Origin of the sequence: Stenotrophomonas sp. NY11291, assembly GCF_023277365.1 — a bacterium.
Taxonomy (GTDB): Bacteria; Pseudomonadota; Gammaproteobacteria; order Xanthomonadales; family Xanthomonadaceae; genus Stenotrophomonas; species Stenotrophomonas geniculata.
The window spans coordinates 1,551,154-1,569,984 of the sequence record NZ_CP096975.1; the positions used below are offsets into that span (position 1 = coordinate 1,551,154).

The 18,831-nt window shown below is 66.8% G+C and carries 19 protein-coding genes; 6 read left to right on the plus strand and 13 right to left on the minus strand.

Annotated elements, in window-relative coordinates; translation table 11 throughout:
• Positions 1 to 83: 83 nt before the first annotated feature.
• The 6 genes from phoU to pstS (M1L61_RS07235) all read right to left on the minus strand — a co-directional run bounded on the left by phoU (position 84) and on the right by pstS (M1L61_RS07235) (position 6,151).
• Entirely contained in the window at positions 84 to 791 is a 708-nt protein-coding gene (gene phoU / locus M1L61_RS07210; protein ID WP_008265615.1) for a phosphate signaling complex protein PhoU, read from the minus strand.
• Positions 792 to 867: 76 nt separating this feature from the next.
• Entirely contained in the window at positions 868 to 1,698 is an 831-nt protein-coding gene (gene pstB, locus M1L61_RS07215) for a phosphate ABC transporter ATP-binding protein PstB (protein WP_005408788.1), read from the minus strand.
• 19 nt (positions 1,699 to 1,717) lie between these two features.
• Positions 1,718 to 2,581 carry a phosphate ABC transporter permease PstA gene (gene pstA, locus M1L61_RS07220; protein WP_043402618.1) on the minus strand — a complete coding sequence of 288 codons (864 nt, stop codon included), beginning with the start codon at positions 2,579 to 2,581 and terminating at the stop codon, positions 1,718 to 1,720.
• Positions 2,581 to 3,549: a phosphate ABC transporter permease subunit PstC gene (gene pstC / locus M1L61_RS07225; RefSeq protein WP_005412771.1), complete on the minus strand. Its 969-nt coding sequence runs from the start codon at positions 3,547 to 3,549 to the stop codon at positions 2,581 to 2,583. Before pstC ends, pstA begins: the two co-directional genes overlap by 1 nt.
• A gap of 82 nt (positions 3,550 to 3,631) precedes the next feature.
• Positions 3,632 to 4,720: a phosphate ABC transporter substrate-binding protein PstS gene (gene pstS / locus M1L61_RS07230; RefSeq protein ID WP_049411494.1), complete on the minus strand. Its 1,089-nt coding sequence runs from the start codon at positions 4,718 to 4,720 to the stop codon at positions 3,632 to 3,634.
• A gap of 414 nt (positions 4,721 to 5,134) precedes the next feature.
• Complete coding sequence (gene pstS, locus M1L61_RS07235; protein WP_014036550.1) at positions 5,135 to 6,151, minus strand: phosphate ABC transporter substrate-binding protein PstS; 1,017 nt, start codon at positions 6,149 to 6,151, stop codon at positions 5,135 to 5,137.
• A 552-nt stretch (positions 6,152 to 6,703) separates the two neighbouring features.
• On the opposite strand from pstS (M1L61_RS07235), the gene M1L61_RS07240 reads away from it, so the two are divergent.
• The gene (locus M1L61_RS07240) at positions 6,704 to 7,936 is read left to right on the plus strand and encodes a porin (RefSeq protein WP_248854504.1); all 1,233 of its coding nucleotides are present in this window, start codon (positions 6,704 to 6,706) and stop codon (positions 7,934 to 7,936) included.
• A gap of 81 nt (positions 7,937 to 8,017) precedes the next feature.
• On the opposite strand, the gene nth is transcribed toward M1L61_RS07240, so the two are convergent.
• From nth to M1L61_RS07255, 3 genes are read right to left on the minus strand one after another with little or no spacing between them, the layout of a single operon-like run.
• The gene (nth, locus tag M1L61_RS07245; protein WP_049436514.1) at positions 8,018 to 8,710 is read right to left on the minus strand and encodes an endonuclease III; all 693 of its coding nucleotides are present in this window, start codon (positions 8,708 to 8,710) and stop codon (positions 8,018 to 8,020) included.
• The gene (locus tag M1L61_RS07250; protein ID WP_043402629.1) at positions 8,710 to 9,063 is read right to left on the minus strand and encodes a hypothetical protein; all 354 of its coding nucleotides are present in this window, start codon (positions 9,061 to 9,063) and stop codon (positions 8,710 to 8,712) included. Before M1L61_RS07250 ends, nth begins: the two co-directional genes overlap by 1 nt.
• A gap of 4 nt (positions 9,064 to 9,067) precedes the next feature.
• Complete coding sequence (locus M1L61_RS07255) at positions 9,068 to 9,850, minus strand: enoyl-CoA hydratase-related protein (protein ID WP_043402633.1); 783 nt, start codon at positions 9,848 to 9,850, stop codon at positions 9,068 to 9,070.
• A gap of 167 nt (positions 9,851 to 10,017) precedes the next feature.
• Between M1L61_RS07255 and M1L61_RS07260 the strand changes: the two genes are divergently transcribed.
• From M1L61_RS07260 to M1L61_RS07270, 3 genes are all read left to right on the plus strand, one after another.
• Entirely contained in the window at positions 10,018 to 10,719 is a 702-nt protein-coding gene (locus M1L61_RS07260) for an FKBP-type peptidyl-prolyl cis-trans isomerase N-terminal domain-containing protein (RefSeq protein ID WP_010486198.1), read from the plus strand.
• Positions 10,720 to 10,855: 136 nt separating this feature from the next.
• Entirely contained in the window at positions 10,856 to 11,659 is an 804-nt protein-coding gene (locus tag M1L61_RS07265; RefSeq protein ID WP_134958521.1) for a CoA pyrophosphatase, read from the plus strand.
• Positions 11,656 to 12,558: a sulfurtransferase gene (locus tag M1L61_RS07270; protein WP_235652108.1), complete on the plus strand. Its 903-nt coding sequence runs from the start codon at positions 11,656 to 11,658 to the stop codon at positions 12,556 to 12,558. Before M1L61_RS07265 ends, M1L61_RS07270 begins: the two co-directional genes overlap by 4 nt.
• Positions 12,559 to 12,943: 385 nt before the next feature.
• On the opposite strand, the gene M1L61_RS07275 is transcribed toward M1L61_RS07270, so the two are convergent.
• Positions 12,944 to 13,510, minus strand: coding sequence for an N-acetylmuramoyl-L-alanine amidase (locus M1L61_RS07275; RefSeq protein WP_010486193.1), 567 nt, complete (start codon positions 13,508 to 13,510; stop codon positions 12,944 to 12,946).
• 72 nt (positions 13,511 to 13,582) lie between these two features.
• Here M1L61_RS07275 and M1L61_RS07280 point away from each other — a divergent pair, with 72 nt between their 5' ends.
• Both M1L61_RS07280 and rlmKL read left to right on the plus strand, forming a co-directional pair.
• The gene (locus M1L61_RS07280) at positions 13,583 to 14,110 is read left to right on the plus strand and encodes an alpha/beta hydrolase (protein ID WP_019336678.1); all 528 of its coding nucleotides are present in this window, start codon (positions 13,583 to 13,585) and stop codon (positions 14,108 to 14,110) included.
• A gap of 145 nt (positions 14,111 to 14,255) precedes the next feature.
• Positions 14,256 to 16,394, plus strand: coding sequence for a bifunctional 23S rRNA (guanine(2069)-N(7))-methyltransferase RlmK/23S rRNA (guanine(2445)-N(2))-methyltransferase RlmL (rlmKL, locus tag M1L61_RS07285; RefSeq protein ID WP_019336679.1), 2,139 nt, complete (start codon positions 14,256 to 14,258; stop codon positions 16,392 to 16,394).
• Between the two features lie 71 nt (positions 16,395 to 16,465).
• Here the strand turns inward: rlmKL and M1L61_RS07290 are convergent, their stop codons facing one another.
• The 3 genes from M1L61_RS07290 to M1L61_RS07300 are packed head-to-tail and all read right to left on the minus strand — an operon-like array spanning position 16,466 to position 18,731.
• A complete protein-coding gene (locus tag M1L61_RS07290) occupies positions 16,466 to 16,795 on the minus strand; it encodes a DUF3325 domain-containing protein (RefSeq protein WP_010486188.1) in 330 nt (109 codons plus the stop codon).
• On the minus strand, positions 16,792 to 18,420 hold the full coding sequence (locus M1L61_RS07295) for a PepSY-associated TM helix domain-containing protein (protein ID WP_043400388.1): 1,629 nt from the start codon (positions 18,418 to 18,420) through the stop codon (positions 16,792 to 16,794). Before M1L61_RS07295 ends, M1L61_RS07290 begins: the two co-directional genes overlap by 4 nt.
• Positions 18,417 to 18,731: a DUF3649 domain-containing protein gene (locus tag M1L61_RS07300; protein ID WP_019336682.1), complete on the minus strand. Its 315-nt coding sequence runs from the start codon at positions 18,729 to 18,731 to the stop codon at positions 18,417 to 18,419. Before M1L61_RS07300 ends, M1L61_RS07295 begins: the two co-directional genes overlap by 4 nt.
• Positions 18,732 to 18,831 lie beyond the last annotated feature (100 nt).

The window sequence follows — 18,831 nt, forward strand, 5'->3', positions numbered from 1 at the left end:
GGGTGGAACGCCCAGAAACAAGAAGGCCGCTGTCACCAGGACAGCGGCCACCTTGGAGTCGACTCCGGTGTTGCAGTGCAGCGTCAGGGCTGGCCGGTGCTGGAGGTTTCGTCGCGCTTCTCGCGCGGCGGCAGCGGCTGCTCGCCGTGCACCAGGAACCACACGTTCTCGGCGATGTTGGTGGCGTGGTCACCCACGCGCTCCAGGTTCTTGGCCATGAACAACAGGTGCGTGCACGGGGTGATGTTGCGTGGGTCTTCCATCATGTAGGTCAGCAGCTCGCGGAACAGCGCGGTGTACTGCGCGTCCAGGCGGGCATCGTCCTCGCGCAGTGCCAGTGCGGCGTCGGCGTCGTTGTCGCGGTAGGCGGCAATGGCGCGGCGCACCTGCTGCGCGGCCAGGCGGCCCAGTGCGCGCAGGCCCTGGATCTGCGGCAGCGGCGGCACCTTGCCCAGTGCGATCGAGCGCTTGGCGACGTTGGCCGCATAGTCGCCGATGCGTTCGATGTCGGCGGGGATGCGCAGGCCGGCGAGGATCTCGCGCAGGTCGCGCGCCATCGGGCCACGCAGCGCCAGGCGCATCACGTCGTGGCTGATCTGCTGCTCAAGCGCATCGATCGCTTCGTCGTTGGCGATGATGCGATGGGCGGCGTTCTCGTCGCGCTTCTCGATCACGTCCATCGCCGCTTCGAGCTGGGCGACGGCCATCTCGCCCATGCGCACGATTTCGGCCACCAGGCGCTGCTGCTCTTCGTCGTAGCTCTTGACGATGTGGTCGTTGGGAAGATTCATGGTTGTTCCACTCTGTAGAGTCGAGCCATGCTCGACTGCCGTTGTCTGTAGAGCCGAGCCACGCTCGACTGCCGTTTCAGCCGAAGCGACCGGTGATGTAGTCCTCGGTCTGCCGCTGCGACGGCTGCGAGAAGATCACTTCGGTGCGGTCGTGCTCGATCAGATCGCCCAGGTACATGAAGGCGGTGTAGTCGGACACGCGCGCGGCCTGCTGCATGTTGTGGGTGACGATCACGATCGTGTACTCGTGCTTGAGTTCTTCCACCAGCTGCTCGATGCGGCTGGTCGAGATCGGATCCAGCGCCGAGGTCGGCTCGTCCAGCAGCAGCACCGACGGGCGCAGGGCCACGGCACGGGCGATGCACAGACGCTGCTGCTGGCCACCAGACAGGCCCAGCGCGCTCTGCCCCAGCTTGTCCTTCACTTCGTCCCACAGCGCGCCCTGGCGCAGCGCCTGCTCGACACGGTCGGCCATGTCGGCCTTGCTCAGCTTCTCGTGGTGGCGGATGCCGTAGGCCACGTTCTCGAAGATGGTCATCGGGAACGGCACCGGCTTCTGGAACACCATGCCGACCTTGCTGCGCAGGCGGTTCATCGGGTACTTCGGCGACAGGATGTTCTCGCCGTCCAGCAGCACTTCACCGCGCGCCTCCAGCTTCGGGTACAGCGCATAGATGCGGTTGAAGATGCGCAGCAGCGTGGACTTGCCGCAACCGGAGGGACCGATCAGCGCGGTCACGCGCTTTTCCGGGATTTCCAGGTTGATGCCCTTCAGGGCGTGGAACTTGTCGTAGTAGAAGTCCAGTCCACGTGCAGCCAGCTTCACCGGCGACGGCGTGTGCAGGCTCTCGTGCGAGGACGGCACGGCGATGCGCTGCATCGGCACGGCGTTGGAAAGGTCGTTCATGGCGTTATCCACGGAAAGGTCAGTCATGGGAGATACGGTTGCGCAGCAGGATGCCGCGGGCGGCAAGGCTGACCAGCAACACGAAGACAGTCAGCACCAGGGCACCGGCCCAGGCCAGCACCTGCCAGGATTCATACGGGCTGCCGGCGAACTGGTTCATCACCACCGGCACCGAGGCCATCGGCTGGAAGATGTTGTTGTTCCAGTACTGGTTGCCGAAGGCGGTGAACAGCAGCGGCGCGGTCTCGCCGGAAATGCGGGCCAGCGCCAGCAGGATGCCGGTGATGATGCCGGCCGATGCACTGCGGTACAGCACCTGCACGATCACCTTCCACTGCGGGATACCCAGCGACAGGGCCGCCTCACGCATCTGCGAGGGCACCAGGCGCAGCATCTCGTCGGTGGTACGCACCACCACCGGCAGCACGATGAAGGCCAGTGACAGGGCACCGGCGAACGCCGAGAAGTTGCCGCCGGTCTGCATCACGTACAGGGTGTAGACGAACAGGCCGAGCACGATCGATGGCGCCGACAGCAGGATGTCGTTGACGAAGCGGACCACGGTGCCGGCCTTGCGGGCGTTGCCGTACTCGGCCAGCCAGGTGCCGGCCAGCACGCCCAGCGGGGTGCCGATGCCGATCGCCAGCGCGCACATCACCGCGCTGCCGAAGAAGGCGTTGGCGAGGCCGCCTTCCTGCATCGGCGGCGGCGTCATCTTGGTGAACAGATCCCAGTTGATGCCAGCCATGCCCTTGGAGGCCAGGGTGAACAGGATCCAGCCCAGGAAGAACAGGCCGAACAGGGCGGTGGCGCAGGAGGCAGTGATCGCAACGACATTGCCGATGCGGCGGCGCAGGTACAGCGAATCAGCGGTGGTGGACATCAGTTGCCCTCCTTGCGGGACAGGCGCATCAGCATCAGGCGGGCGATGGCCAGCACCACGAAGGTGACGATGAACAGGACGAAGCCGAGCAGCAGCAGGGCCGAGCGGTAGGTTTCAGTGGCTTCGCCGAAATCATTGGCGATCAGCGCGGCGATGGTGGTGCCCGGTTCCAGCAGCGACGGCGACAGGCGCACGCTGTTGCCGATAACGAATGCCACCGCCATCGTCTCGCCCAGAGCGCGGCCGAGGCCGAGGAAGATGCCGCCGATCACCGCCGAGCGGGTGTAGGGCAGGACGATGTCCCAGCTCACTTCCCACTTGGTGGAACCCAGCGCGTAGGCCGATTCCTTCAGGCGGGTCGGCACGGTCAGGAACACTTCGCGCATCACCGAGGAGATGAACGGAATGACCATGATGGCCAGCACGAAACCGGCGGTAAGCATGCCGATGCCCAGCGGCGGGCCCTGGAACATCGGGCCGATGATCGGCCATTCGCCCAGGGTTTCGTTGAGGAACGGGGTGACGTACTCGGTCATCACTGGCACCAGCACGAACAGGCCCCACATGCCGTAGATGATCGAGGGGATGCCGGCCAGCAGTTCGATGGCGGTACCGACCGGGCCACGCAGCCAGCGCGGCGCGACTTCGGTGAGGAAGAAGGCGATGCCGAAGCTGACCGGCACGGCGATGACCATCGCGATGACGGCGGTGACCAGGGTGCCGTAGATCGGGGCGAGGGCGCCGAACTTGTTTTCGACCGGATTCCAGTCGGCGGAGAAGAAGAAGCTCAGGCCCTGCATCTGCAGGGCATGGCGGCCGCCCCACAGCATCGACAGCGCGGCGCAGGCCAGGGCGATCAGGACGAAGATGACGGTGCCGACCAGCACCCATCGGAACAGTTTGTCGTTGCGGGCATCACGCGCATCGCGCGTGGACGGGGCGGCTACAGGCTGGGCGATGGCATTCATGGGGACGGCAGGGCCAGGAAGGGGCGGGGCGGCATGGCGTGGAAGAAGCGGTGCCCGCGCGGGGCGGGCACCGTCGGGTCCATCACTTCAGGTCGGTCGCCCAGTAGGCCTCGATCTGCTTGACCAGTTCGGCCGGCAGCGGCACGTAGTGCAGCTCGTTGGCCTGGGCCTGGCCGTTCTCGAAGGCCCACTTGAAGAAGGCCAGGGTGTCCTGGTTGCGCTTGGCGTCCTTCGGCTTCTTCTGCATCAGCATGAAGTTGGTGGCGGTGATCGGCCACGCCTGCTCGCCCGGTGCGTTGGTGATGACCAGGTTGAAGTCCTTGGCGCTGGCCCAGTCGGCGCTCGCGGCCGCTGCGGCAAAGGTTTCCGCGCTCGGCTCGACCCAGTTTCCGGCCGCGTTCTGCATGGCGGTGTACGGCATGCCGTTCTGCAGCGCGTAGGCCAGTTCGACGTAGCCGATCGAGCCCTTGATCTGCTTCACGTAGGAAGCAACGCCTTCGTTGCCCTTGCCACCGACGCCGTCCGGCCACTGCACCGAGGTGCCCTCGCCAACCTTGCTCTTCCACTCCGGGCTGACCTTGGACAGGTAGTTGGAGAAGTTGAAGGTGGTACCCGAACCGTCCGAACGATGGACCAGGGTGATCTTGCCGTCCGGCAGCTTCACGCCCGGGTTGGCGGCGACGATGGCCGGGTCGTTCCAGGTCTTGACCTTGCCCAGGAAGATGTCGGCAAGCAGGGCGCCGCTCAGGCGCAGCTTGCCGGCTTCCAGGCCTTCGATGTTGACCACCGGCACCACGCCGCCGATGGCGGACGGGAACTGCGCAAGGCCGGCCTGGGCCAGCTCTTCGCTGCTCAGCGGCTTGTCGGAGGAACCGAAGTCGACGGTGCCGGCCTTGATCTGGGCGATACCGCCGCCCGAGCCGATCGACTGGTAGTTGATCTTGGCACCGGTGCTGGCGTTGTAGTCAGCCGACCACTTGGAGACCAGCGGGAAGATGAAGGAAGCGCCGGCACCGGACACTTCGGCGGTCACCTTGGCACCGGCAGCGGCCGGGGCCGCGGCACCGTCGGCAGCCGGCTGCTGCGCGGCCTGCTTGTCGCCACCGCAGGCCGACAGGCCCAGGGCGATGGCCAGGGAAAGGGCGGCAAGGCCGGCCGAGTGCAGTTTCATGGTCACTCCATAGCGGGGTAGAGCCGACGACGTCGGCGGATGCGGCTATGAAATGATGTTTTTGTTACAGCCGTATTACGACCATGACAGAGGTGTCCTGGATCACGTTCTGACAAGGGTTTCACGGGGTTGGCCGGCCCTTGGCAGGAGCCCTGAGACCCCGGATCTGCGCATCGATATGACGGCCTGGGCGCTGGGTAGAGTCGAGCCATACTCGACTGCTCCCTGTCCTCGGTAGCTGCGGACCGTTGGTCTGCACGCTCCAGCACCCAGCCGAGCATGGGCTCGGCGCTACAGAGCCTGGTGCACCCCAAAAACAAGAAGAGCGCGAGATCTCGAGGATCTCGCGCCCGGGTGGGATCGGCGGGGGAGAGAGGACCCGCCGATCCCGTTCCTGCGGGGGAACGCGCTTGCTTACTTCAGGTTCTGCGACCAGTAGGTCTCGATCTGGCGGACCAGGCTGTCCGGCAGCGGCACGTAGTCCAGCTGGCGGGCCTGGGCGTCGCCGCTCTTGTACACCCAGCGGAAGAACTCCTGGGTGGCCTTGCCATTGGCAGCGTTCTTCGGCTTCTTGTGCACCAGGATGAAGTTGGTGGCGGTGATCGGCCAGGACTCGGCGCCCGGGGCGTTGGTCATCACCAGGTAGAAGTCCTTGGCGCTGGCCCAGTCGGCGCTGGCGGCAGCAGCGGCGAACGAGGCGTCGCTCGGCTGCACGAACTTGCCGGCGGCGTTCTTCATCGCGGTGTACGACAGCTTGTTCTGCAGCGCGTAGGACAGTTCGACGTAGCCGATGCCGCCCTTGATCTGCTTCACGTAGGCAGCAACGCCTTCGTTGCCCTTGCCGCCGATGCCGGCCGGCCACTGGACCGAGGTGCCTTCACCGACCGAGCTCTTCCACTCCGGGCTGACCTTGGACAGGTAGTTGACGAAGTTGAAGGTGGTGCCCGAGCCGTCCGAACGGTGCACGACGGTGATCTTGGCGCTCGGCAGGGTCACGCCCGGGTTCAGCGCGGCGATGGCCGGGTCGTTCCAGGTCTTGATCTTGCCCAGGAAGATATTGGCCAGCACGGTGCCGTCCAGCTTCAGTGCGCCCGGGGCGATGCCGGCCACGTTGACCACCGGCACCACGCCGCCGATCACCGACGGGAACTGTGCCAGGCCCGAAGCCGCCAGCTCTTCCGGCTTCAGCGGGGCGTCGGAGGAGCCGAAATCAACGGTCTTGGCCTTGATCTGCGCAATGCCGCCGCCGGAACCGATCGACTGGTAGTTGACCTTGTTGCTGGTGGCAGCGTTGTAGTCGGCCGACCACTTCGACATCACCGGGTAGATGAACGAGGCGCCCGCGCCGGTGATTTCAGCGGCGTTGGCGGCGAACACGGACGACGCTGCGAAGACGGCAACGGCAACGCGCGACTTGAAGGCGTGGATCACGGGGTGGCTCCTGGGTTGATTGGGATGCGGGGTTACCCGCCCGGCGCACATTCCATAACGGTTCGATGACAGCGCGGGGACCGTTGTATGACGCAACCGTTACAGCGCTGCCCGGCGCCCGTACAGCAGGGGCGTGAAGGTTCTGAGTGTTGCGGACAACGTGATGACCAATGCGCTGGAGACGGACGTGGCCCGGTTGCGATCACGTTCCATATGTCGCTGATGACCTGCCCGGTGTAGTCGTCAATGCCGTCCCTGCCTGGCATTCCGCAGTGACGCCGCGTCATCCGCACGAAACCAGCAATGCCGGTGAAGGTCGCGCGGCGATCGGCCCGCGCATGGATGCTGATACGTCACGCCATATGCCGCAAGGAATCGACAAGCATGTGGCCACAAATGAGTCGTACGCATGACCGCACGAAGAAATCTGTGGTTGGTGCTCAATCTGTCATTCGGCTGTCATGGTTTTAACGGAACGTTCGCAAAACGCTTGACCGGCCTGCCGGCGTGGCGTTCTGCCCAAGCCATTCCAACCCTCTGGAGAAATCCAAAATGCGTTCCCATTTGCTCGCCGCCGCGGTCGTTGCAAGCCTCGGTCTGGTTTCCGCCGACGCCTTCGCAGCCCCCGCCAGCTCGGGCGTATCCCAGGCACAGTTGCAGCAGCTGCAGGCACAGATTGCTGCGCTGCAGGCCCAGGTCCAGCAGTTGCAGAACGATTCGCAGGCGCTGCAGGCGCAGTCCGACGCGCAGTCCGAAGTGAACATCACCCAGGCGCAGGCCCTGGAAGGTGCGCAGAAGACCCAGACCAGCGTCGACAAGCTGGCCAAGCTGGTCAATGACAACAAGATCGGCGGTCGCATGTTCTTCGACCTGACCAACATCGACAAGACCAGCAACGGCAAGGACACCGCCGCCAGCGGCACCGGTCTGGACGTCAAGCGCTTCTACCTGACCGTCGATCACAAGTTCAACGACATCTGGTCCGCCAACCTGACCACCGACTTCCAGTACAGCTCGGCCATCGGCAACACCGAACTGTTCGTCAAGAAGGCCTACGTACAGGGCAGCTTCGACCCGGCCTTCAACCTGCGCGTCGGTGCCGCCGACATGCCGTGGATCCCGTACGTCGAGAAGTTCTACGGCATGCGCTATGTCGAGAACACCCTGACCGACCGCCTGAAGTACGGCAACTCGTCCGACTGGGGCCTGCACGGCTTCGGCAACCTGGGCAACAACTTCAACTACGCCATCTCGGTGGTGTCCGGCGCCGGTTACAAGAACCCGACCCGCAGCAAGGGCATGGACGTGGAAGGCCGCGCGGCCTATACCCCGAACGAGAACTTCGTGGTTGCCGTCGGTGGCTACAGCGGCAAGCTGGGCAAGGAAACCGACATCCAGAGCGCCGAGAACACCTACACCCGCGCCAATGCGATGGTGGCCTACGCCAGCAGCGACTTCCGCGTCGGTGGCGAGTACTTCCAGGCCAAGAACCTCAACAACGTGATGACCGTTGCCACCGACAAGACCAGCGGCTGGTCGGTGTGGGGCAGCGTGCGCGTCACCGACGGCGGCATCAACGTGTTCGGTCGTTACGATGACACCGACGTCAGCAAGACCCTGGACCCGACCCTGAGCGACAAGTACTGGAACGTCGGCGTCGAGTTCCCGGTCATGAAGAACCTCAAGCTGTCGACCGTGTACAAGTACACGCACCTGGCCAACGCCAGCGACAAGAAGAACGACAAGACCAAGGAATTCGGCGTCTGGGGCGACCTGTCGTTCTGATGTCCTGAAGCACCCTTGTCTACAAGCAAAGACGGCGGGCCCTGTGCCCGCCGTCTTTGTTTTGTCACACCACGAACGCGGTCACGCCTCGGCCGTGGTCTTTTCCTTGAACCGGCACAGGTCGGCGATCACGCAGCCCGGGCAATCCGGCTTGCGCGCCTTGCACACATAACGCCCGTGCAGGATCAGCCAGTGATGCGCGTCGAGCAGGAACTCGGCCGGAATCACCTTCACCAGTTTGTCTTCCACTTCACGCACGTTCTTGCCTGGCGCCAGGCCGGTGCGGTTGGAGACGCGGAAGATATGCGTGTCCACCGCCATCACCGGCTCGCCGAATGCAGTGTTGAGCACCACGTTGGCGGTCTTGCGTCCAACGCCTGGCAGCGCTTCCAGTTCATCGCGATCGCGCGGCACTTCACCGCCGTGCTTCTCCAGCAGGATCGCACAGGTGGCGATCACGTTCTTCGCCTTGGCGTTGAACAGGCCGATGGTGGCGATGTACTGCTTCAGCCCGTCCTCGCCGAGTGCGAGGATCTTCGCCGGCGTGTTGGCGACCGGGAACAGACGGCGCGTGGCCTTGTTGACGCCGACGTCGGTGGCCTGCGCCGACAGCGCGACCGCCACCAGCAGCTCGAACGGCGAGCTGTACTCCAGTTCGGTCTTCGGGTGTGGATTGAGTTCGCGCAGGCGGGTGAACATTTCCACCACGTCGGCGCGCGGCATCGTGCCGCCACGCCGCGCCGGGGCGCGTGCGGTCTTCTTCAGGGTGGCCATTACTGCTCCTTGCCGCTGGCGCGGGCCTTGGCCCGGGCGAGGATGGCGGCGGCTGCGGCGGGCAGGGCGGGTTTCACGTCCGGCGCCGGGGCCGGCGTACGGCGCGCATCGCGCTCGGCTTCGCGCCGTGCCAGCCGCACCGCACGCGCACGGTAGCGTTCGCGTGCGGCCCAGGCCGTATGCAATTGCTGCTGCGCCTGCTGCAGGCGTCGCGGAAGGTCCGGGTGACCGGGCAGCAGCTGTTCGTCGCCGGCGCGGGCGACGTAGTCCATCAGGCCTGCCTGCAGGGCACCATCGAGATCGTCTGCCTGGACCCGGGCGAACAGCTGCGCGGGGTTGGGTCGGGATGCCATGGCGTCAGCGGTTCTGGAAGGCCGGCGGACGGCGCTGCAGGAACGCGCTGGTGCCTTCGCGCATGTCCTCGGTGGCGAACAGCAGGCCGAACTGCGCGCTTTCGTACTCCAGCCCTGCCTCCAGGCTGCATTCGCCACCCACGTGCACGGCATCCAGCAGGCCACGCAGGGCCAGCGGCGCCGAGCGCGCCAACTGGCGGGCGACATCCTGCACACGGTTGTCCAGCGCGTCGGCAGGCACCACCTCGTTGACGATGCCCAGTTCCAGCGCACGCGCGGCGTTGATCGGTGCACCCAGCAGGCACAGCTCCAGGGTGGCGGCGCGGCCGCACAGGCGCAGCAGGCGCTGGCTGCCGCCGAAGCCGGGAATCAGGCCGAGGTTGATCTCCGGCTGCCCGACCTTGGCCGTATCGGCAGCGATGCGCAGGTGGCAGGCCATGGCCAGCTCCAGCCCGCCGCCCAGGGCGAAGCCGTTCACGCGCGCGATCACCGGCTTGGGCATGCGCTCGATCTGGCGCATCAGGGCCTGGCCGAGCAGGGAGAAATCACGTCCCTGAACCGCACTGAGTGTGTTCATCTCGGCGATGTCGGCCCCGGCCACGAACGCCTTCGGACCGGCACCGGTCAGCACCACCACGCGCACGTCCGGGTCGGCAGCGGCCGCGCTGAACGCCTCGGCCAGCGCCTGCAGGGTCGCGGCATTCAAGGCGTTGAGCTTGTCCGGGCGCTGGACGGTCACGGTGCGGATGGCGCCGTCGTCGGCGACAGCGATCAGGGCATCGGCCACGGGAAAACTCCTGAAACGTTAAAAAAAAGTGAGATTGAACTCCGCCAACGCAGACGGGTCTTAGCCTGCATCGTGAGTAGCGGTTACACGTTGTGCCCGTTATCCTAACCCGTCGCCTCAGGGCGGCGCAGAACGTCCCTGAGTTACCACCCCTGGAGAACTGTTTGATGAAGTTGCGTTCTATCGCGGTCGCCGTCGCGGCCCTGGCCCTGACGGGCAATGCCTTCGCCCAGGACGTCTCGTCCGAAAAGGGCAAGCTGAGCTACTACTTCGGTTACGACTACGGCAACAACCTGGCGGAGCTGACCGGTCGTGGTGAGCAGCTGGACATCAACTCGGTGGTGAAGGGTCTGCAGGACGCCTACGCCAAGAAGCAGCCGGCGATCACCGCCGACCAGCTGAAGCCGGCCGTTGAAGCGTTCCAGAAGCGCGAGCAGGGCCGTGCCCAGGCTGCCAAGGCCGAGTACGAAAAGGCTGCTGCCGAAAACAAGACCAAGAGCGATCAGTTCATCGCGGCGAACAAGGCCAAGGCCGGCGTGCAGTCCCTGCCGAGCGGCGTCCAGTACCGCGTGATCGAAGCCGGCAAGGGCGCCAAGCCGACCCAGGCCAGCACCGTGCAGCTGGAAGTGGCCGGTCCGTTCCCGTACGGCCAGCGCCCGACCGAAGCCCGTCCGGCCCAGCAGATTCCGTCGATCAAGGTCAGCGACGTCGAAATGAAGGCCATGCGCGAGACCCTGCTGCAGATGCCGGCAGGCTCGAAGTGGGAAGTCACCCTGCCGCCGGACCAGGCCTACGGTGCCGACCCGCGCACCCCGTTCCCGCCGAACGTGGCTGTGCAGTTCGAGATCAAGCTGGTCAGCGTCAAGTAAATCGAAGCCGTAAACGAAACGCGCCGGTGATTCCACCGGCGCGTTTTTGTTTGCGCGGAGCGCGACGGTGCCACGCACCGCATCTGCACCCCGCGCAAATTCAGCCCGATCGCGCTACTGTTGCCGGGTGCAAACAATGGAAGAAACGGCGCGTGTTGTCGCAAGTCCCTGCATCGGAGTGTGCACGCTGGATCCGGACCGGCAATGCACCGGCTGCGGGCGGCACATCGATGAAATCGCACGGTGGTCGTCGATGAGCAACGAGGAGCGCAGCCGCATCCTGCATCGCGTGCAACCCCTGCGTGAACAGCTGCAGCAATCACTGCGCGGCTCGCTGGCCGATCACGAACGCTTGATGCGCGCGCTGCATCCACTGGCCGAGCCGCCGGCCGGCGACGGCTGGAACCGCAGCGAACTGAGTGACCTGCTGCCGCCGGGGCCACCTGTGGAAGCCGCCGTACTGGCCGGCATCGTGCCGCGCGCCAATGGCGCACAGGTCATCCTTACCCGTCGCACCGAAACCCTGCGCCAGCATGGTGGCCAGGTCGGCTTCCCCGGCGGGCGCACCGAACCCGATGACCGCGACGCACTGGCGGCCGCGCTGCGCGAGAGCCAGGAAGAAATCGCCCTGGCTCCGGGGCAAGTGCAGGCGCTGGGTTATCTCGATCCCTTTGTGACGATCACCGGCTACCGGGTCACGCCGGTGGTGGCCGTGGTCGATCCGGACTTCGTGCCGGTGCCGCAGCCCAGCGAAGTGGCCGAGGTGTTCGAGGTGCCGCTGGATTACCTGATGGCCGCAGACAACCTGCGCCAGGTCGAAATCAATCACCGCGGCCGCATCCGCCACGTCCTTGAGTACGGCTGGCCCGGCCAGCGTATCTGGGGCGCGACCGCCGCCATTCTCTACAACCTGCGTCGCCGCCTGGAGCAAGTGCAATGAAGCCGATCGATCCGCCGTGGACCACGCTTGTCGATGTCGCCAGCCTGGCGGCAGCATTGGGTGAGGACGTACGTGTCGTCGATGCACGTGCCACTGCCAGCACCGCCGTACGCGTGGTCGATGCGCGGTCCTCGCTGGCCGACCCGCAGGCGGGTAGCGGCCAGTATCTGGCGGGGCATGTTCCGGGCGCGGTGTATGCCGACCTCAATCGGGACCTGTCGGATCTGACCCGCAGCGGCCACGGCCGTCATCCACTGCCGGACAGCGATGCCTTCGCCGCGAAGCTCGGCCAATGGGGTATTGGTCCCGACACCCAGGTGGTGGTCTACGACGGCAGCGACGGCAGCATGGCCGCCTCGCGCCTGTGGTGGCTGCTGCGCCTGATCGGGCACCGCAAGGTGGCCGTGCTCGATGGTGGTATCACCGCCTGGCAGGCCGCAGGGCACCCCTTGGCGACGGGGCAGGATGAGGTGACCGCGCTGCCGGCTTACCCGGGCCGTTTCGACACCACCCAGATTGCCAATGCCGACGAAATCAGCGCACGCCTGAAGCACGCGCCGGGCTGGCTGGTCGACGCACGCGCGGGCGAACGTTTCCGCGGCGAAGTGGAGCCCCTCGACCCGGTTGCCGGCCACGTGCCGGGCGCGGTCAACCGTCCGTTCGCCTTGAACGTACTGGACGGCCGCCTGCGCGACGCACAGGAACTGCGCGCCGAACTGCAGGGCGTGATCGGCAATCGTGATCCGCAGCAGGTGGTGCTGATGTGCGGTTCCGGCGTGACCGCCTGCCACCTGCTGCTGGCGATGGAAACGGCCGGCCTGAGCGGCGCACGCATCTATGCCGATTCCTGGAGCGGCTGGGTGAGCGACAGCAGCCGCCCGGTGGCGACCGGCGCCTGACTCTATCGTCTCGATTTCCACGCAAAGAGCAGTCGAGCGCGGAGCCTCTCGAGAGCCGAGCGGCCGGCTCCACGCGCATGGCGATGCGTTCAAATCATCGGCGCCCGCAGGTCATGGAGCGCGGCTCGACTCTACAAAGGCACCCTCCGATCGATCCGACTCCGTGCCGACCAACGGTCGGCACCCACCAACAGCAGCAGAAATCTGTCGAAGGCGGGGTGGGTCCGGTTGCGGGGGTGTCCGCGGCATGGATGCCGCGGCCAAGCCCCCATGGACGGGTTTACGGCGTCCCCCGCAACCGGACCTACCCCGCCATCCCAGGGAATCCTGCTGTTGCCCTTGCTTCGGCCGTTGCCTCTGCGGGTGCAGGGCGCAGCCCTGCCGCTTACCCAACAGGCTGCAGCGGCACCTTCGCCAGCACCCGCGCCCACGGGAACAACGGTCCCGGATCACGCTTGCGCGCCACCGTCAGCGTCGGATCATCGCTGGCCGGCACCTGCTCCAGATCCAGCTGGTCGTGCCCGGCAATCCGCCGCAGCGACGGATAGCGCGCCACCAGCGCCAGCAGCAGCGCCTCCAGCGCCGCCAGCTGTGCCTCGGTGTAGGCCTCGTCCATCGCCTGATGGCGGCTGTCGAACCAGTCCGGGTAGCGCCCGGTGTTGACCAGCTCGATGCCCAGCGTATGCGCGTTCATGCCGCGCACGTGGTGGGCCACCCGTTCCGGTGCCACGTACTGCACCACGCTGCCATCGCGGTCGATGTAGAAGTGGCCGCTGTTGCCGGCGCCGCTGTCATACAGCACGCGCTCGCCGTACTCGCGGGCCATCGCCAGATCGGGCAGCTCGGTGCAGTGGATCACCACCATCTCCAGCGTGGCCGGGTCGCGCAGCGGCAGGCGGTCTTGATAGGGCAGGGGCTGCAGCTGCAGGTCGGGAAGGAGCGGGTTGGGCATCCAGCGATGCTAGCATTGCGGCATGAACCTGCCTCCTCTTTCGCCGCCGACCCGCTCCCACGGAGCGCGTGCATGAGCCGCGGCCACTGCATCCTGTCCCACGGTTTCGAGAGCGGCCCGGAAGCGACCAAGGTCACCGCGCTGGCCGACGTGGCGCAACGCCTGGGCTGGACCCATGAACGCCCGGACTACACCGACCTGGACGCGATGAGCGAGGTCAGCCGGGTGGGTGACGTGCGCACCCGGCTGCAGCGCCTGGTGGAACGTACCGCCATCGCCGCCCAGCAGGGCCCGGTGGTGCTGGCCGGCTCCAGCCTGGGCGCCTACATCTCCGCCATCGCCTCGCTGCAGGTGCCTGTGGCCGGCCTGTTCCTGATGGTGCCGCCGACCACCATGGGCCCGATGCCGGCGCTGGATGCTGCGGCGGTGCCGACCACGGTGGTGCAGGCCTGGCATGACGACGTGGTACCGGCCGCCGGGGTGATTGCCTGGGCGCAGGCGCGTTCGGCGCAGCTGCTGCTGGTCGACGACGGTCACCGCCTGGAGCACCACGTGGAGGCCTCCGCGCAGGCCTTCGAGCGCCTGCTGCGGCAACTGTGAAGCCCGGGCGCACGGCGCGCCCGCCCGCTTTGACTACAATGACAGCCCCGGCGCCCCCGGCGCGGGCCTGCCGGCCGTGCCTACGGCCCTCCTTTCCGACTGGCCCGGCCCCTGTGCCGCGCCCGACCATCTGCGAACCGATTCCGTGAAATTCTTCGTCTCCTGCGCCAAGGGCCTGGAATACCTGCTTGCCGATGAACTGTCGGCCCTGGGCCTTGCCAAGGCCACTGCCACCATTGCCGGCGTCAACGCCGAGGGCGAACTGGAGCAGGCGCTGCGGATCGTGATGTGGTCGCGCCTGGCCAGCCGCGTGCTGTGGCCGATCGACGAGTTCGAGTGCCCGGACGAGCAGGCCCTGTATGACGGCGTGCGTGCGCTGCCGTGGCATGAGCACATCAAGCCGGAGATGACCCTGGCGGTGGACGCACATGTGTCCGGCGACAAGATCACCCACGCCCGCTTTGCCGCCCAGCGGATCAAGGACGCCATCGTCGACCGCATGCGCGATGAGGGGCTGGAACGTCCCTCGGTCAACACCGACCTGCCGGACGTGCGCGTCAACCTGTCACTGCGCAAGGGCCGTGCCTCGCTGTCGATCGACCTCGGCGGCGGCCCGCTGCATCGCCGGGGCTGGCGCGGGGCCGCCCACGAGGCACCGCTGAAGGAAAACCTGGCTGCCGCGCTGCTGCTGCGCGCGCAGTGGCCGCGCCTGCACGCCGCCGGTGGTGGCCTGCTGGACCCGATGTGCGGCAGCGGCACGCTGCTGATCGAGGGCGCGCTGATGGCCGCCGACGTCGCTCCCGGCCTGATGCGCCATGGCAGCCTGCCGCCGAGCCGCTGGCTGGGCTTCGACAAGGCCGCCTGGAAGACCATCCAGAGCGAAGCGCGCGACCGTGAGGCCGCAGGCCTGGCCGCGCTGAAGCCGGTCATCCACGGCAGCGACATCGACCCGACCGCGATCCAGGCGGCACGCGAGAATGCCGAGGTCGCGGGCGTCGCCCACGCGATCCGCTTCACCCGCGCCGACGTCGCCGACCTGGCCGCGCCGGAGCAGGAGATCGGCGCGGTGGTCTGCAACCCGCCGTACGACGAGCGCCTGGCCGCCGATCCGGCGCTGTACCGCGCACTGGGCAACGCCCTGCAGAAGGCCGTGCCGCAGTGGCGTGCCAGCCTGCTGTGCGGCAACGACGAGCTGGCCTTCGCCACCGGCCTGCGTGCGGGCAAGAAGTACCAGATGTTCAACGGTGCGCTGGAATGCGCGCTGATCGTCTGCGACCCGATCGCCGTGCCGGGCCGTGACCCGGCGCAGCCGCGCGAGCTGAGCGAAGGTGCGCAGATGGTGGCCAATCGCCTGCGCAAGAACCTGAAGAAGTTCAAGAGCTGGCGTGCCCGCGAGGACATCACCTGCTTCCGCGCCTACGACGCCGATCTGCCGGAGTACGCGGCGGCCATCGATGTCTACGAGGAAGACGGTGGCAAGCGCCGCACCTTCCTGCATGTGCAGGAATACGCCGCACCGGCGGCGATTCCCGAGAACGACGTGCGCCGCCGCCGCAACGAACTGCTGGCGGCAGCGCGCGAAGTGTTCGGCGTGCCGCCGGAGCAGGTGTCGATGAAGTCGCGTGAGCGCGGCAAGGGCGGCAGCAAGTACGGCCGCTTCGAGCAGCGTGACGAGTTCATCGTGGTGCGCGAGAACAACGCGCTGCTGCAGGTGAACCTGTTCGACTACCTCGATACCGGCCTGTTCCTCGACCACCGCCCGCTGCGCCGGATGATGGCCGAGCAGGTGCGCGGCAAGCGTTTCCTCAACCTGTTCTGCTACACCGGCGTGGCCAGCGTGCAGGCCGCGGTGGCCGGTGCCGCCAGCACCACCAGCGTCGACCTGTCGGCCACCTACCTGCAGTGGTGCTACGACAACCTGGCGCTGAACGGGCAGGGGGGCAACCAGCATCTGCTGGTCCAGGCCGATGCCATGGCCTGGCTGGAAGGCGACCGGGGCCAGTACGACGTGATCTTCTGCGACCCGCCGACCTTCTCCAACTCCGCGCGTGCCGATGACTTCGATGTGCAGCGCGAGCAGTTGAAGCTGCTGCGCGCAGCCGTGGCGCGGCTGGCACCGGGCGGCGTGCTGTATTTCTCGAACAACTTCCGCCGCTTCAAGCTGGAAGAGAACGCCATCGCCGAATTCGCCCAGTGCCGCGAGATCACCGCGCGCACCATCGGTCCGGATTTCGAGCGCAACGCGCGCATCCACCGCGCGTGGGAACTGAAGCGGTTGGGGTAAGTCCGTCAGTGCCGGCCGATGGCCGGCACCACCCATCTGGCCAGTAGATCCACGCCATGCGTGGATGGCGGTTACAGCAACCCCACCACCAGCCCGGCCACCGGCAACGCGATCGCCAGCGGCGCGATCCACTTCGGTCGGTACGGGTACAGCCCGAACGACAGCGCCACACCGCCCAGGGTCATCGTGCCCAGCCACAGCACCGGGCCCATCGCCCAGCCATGGTCGACCACGCACAACGCGAACGCCACCGTCAGCAGGGCCCAGCCCAGCACCCGCCACTGCGTGCGCCGTGCCGGGGGAGCTGCAGCCTTGCCGTGCAGGTCGTGCTGGTGCTTTTCCATCGCCAGCGACAGGGCGGTGAACGCAGAGAACGACAGCGTCAGAGCCAGCAGCATCATGCGCTGGCCTCCGCTTCGGCCGCTTCGACTGATGCCTTCGGCGCTGCTGCGGCAGCCGCGCGCTTCTTCTTCTCGGCCGCACTCAGCGGTGGCGTCCAGCGCTGCATGCGCCAGCCGCACATCGCCAGCATCGCGCCGAAGGCAATCATCGACAGATCAACGCCGGCCAGCACCCAGTCACCGTTGCGCAGGGTGACGCCCAGGTGGGCATGCGTGGTCAGCGCGTTGACCACCGGCACCAGCGCGAACGCGGCGGCGCCCAGGTACAGCTGCCACGCCCACATCATCCGCTTCGGCCAGATGAAAGCGGCCAGCAGCGCGCCGCCCCAAGCGTAGAAGAACACGTTGGCTTCCGCACTCGAGCGCTCGGCGATGTCCAGCGGCAGCAGGCGGTTGCCCCAGAAGTAGGCGGCAAAGGCGATCGGCAGGCCGGCCACGGTGCCGATGTTCAGCGCATCGACCAGGCGTAGGCCGAAGCCGATGCGTCCGCTCTTGGCATGCTTGGGACGTTCCTTCACCGCCCACAGCACCACGCCGCTGGCGACCATCAGGCAGCCGACCAGGCCGGACAGGAAGAACAGTGCACGCAGGCCCCAGTCGGCAAAGCGTGCCAGATGCAGGCCGTACAGCACGCCGCGGGTGGCGGTGGCGCCACCGGAGGGCGGTGTTTCTTCCAGCAATGCACCGCTGACCATGTCGTAGCGCACGGCCGGGGTGTCGGTGGACAGGCGCTTGCCATCACGCTGGCGGATGTCGATCACCGCATTGGCCGCGCCCGGGTTGGACACGGTGAAGCCGGCCACTTCCACGCCGTGCCAATGCGCACGCGCGCTGTCCAGCAGTTGCGCGATCGGCAGCGGTGTTGCGCGGCCTTCGGCCGGCGCGGTCACCTCCGGCATGCCGCCGAAGGCTTCGCTGAAGAACTTGTCCTCGTCCTGCGGGTAGGCGACTTTCACGCCCCACGGCAGGTACATGATCATCAGGGTGACGATGCCGGTGTAGGTGATCATCGCGTGGTAGGGCAGGGCCATCACCGCGCTGACGTTGTGGAAATCGAGCCAGGAGCGCAGGCCCTTGTCCTTGCGGAAGGTGAAGAAGTCCTTGAAGATTTTCTTGTGGGTGATGACGCCGGTGATGATCGCCACCAGCATGAACATCGCGCAGAAGCCGACCAGATAGCGTGCCCACAGCACCGGGATGTAGTGCAGGTCGAAGTGCAGGCGGTAGAAGAAATCACCGCCGCGGGTCTCACGGGCCTTCAGTGCCTGGCCGGTGTTGGGGTCGAGCGTGGCATCGCCGAAGCCGCCTCGACGGCCACGGCTGGGGTCGGCCAGTTCCGGGGGCAGTCGCCAGAACATCTGCATGGCCGGGTTGCGCGGCTGCGGCAGGGTGACGAACCAGTTCTCGGCCTGCGCGGCGTTGGCCTGCAGGTAGTCCACCGCGCGCTGCGCGGCGACGTCGATGCTGACGTTGCTGGACGGCAGTTCGGGACGCATCCAGCGGCTGATTTCCTCGCGGTAGTAGCTGGCCGTGCCGGCCATGAAAATCAGCAGCAGCAACCAACCGACCAGCAGCCCGGTCCAGGTGTGCAGCCAGGCCATCGACTGGCGGAATCCGTTCTTCATGCCCAGGCCCCCAGCATGCGCGCGATGGCAGCCATCAGCAGGGTGGGAGCGAGAATGCCGATCCACGCACGCAGCGCGCTGCGGGTAGCGAACGCCCACAGCGCCGCGCAGGCGGCCACCAGAATCGCCAGCAGCATACCGGTCAGCACGGTCTGGCCGCGCGCGCCAGGCAGGGCCACCGCGCAGAACACGCTGGTTACCGAGGCCAGCGCGTAGCCGCCGAAGATTGCAGCCAACGAGCGTGACAGCACGCCCCAGCGCGGGTTGGAGAAGAAGGTGCGGGGGCTGGCGGTTGCGGGCGAGCGGTCCACGGCGTTCCTGCAGGTTTCAGTGAAAAGGGATCGGCGCACCGCAGTGCGCCGGGGTTGGCCATCCGTGGCCGGGCGCTGGTCGCAGAACCAGCGCCATCCA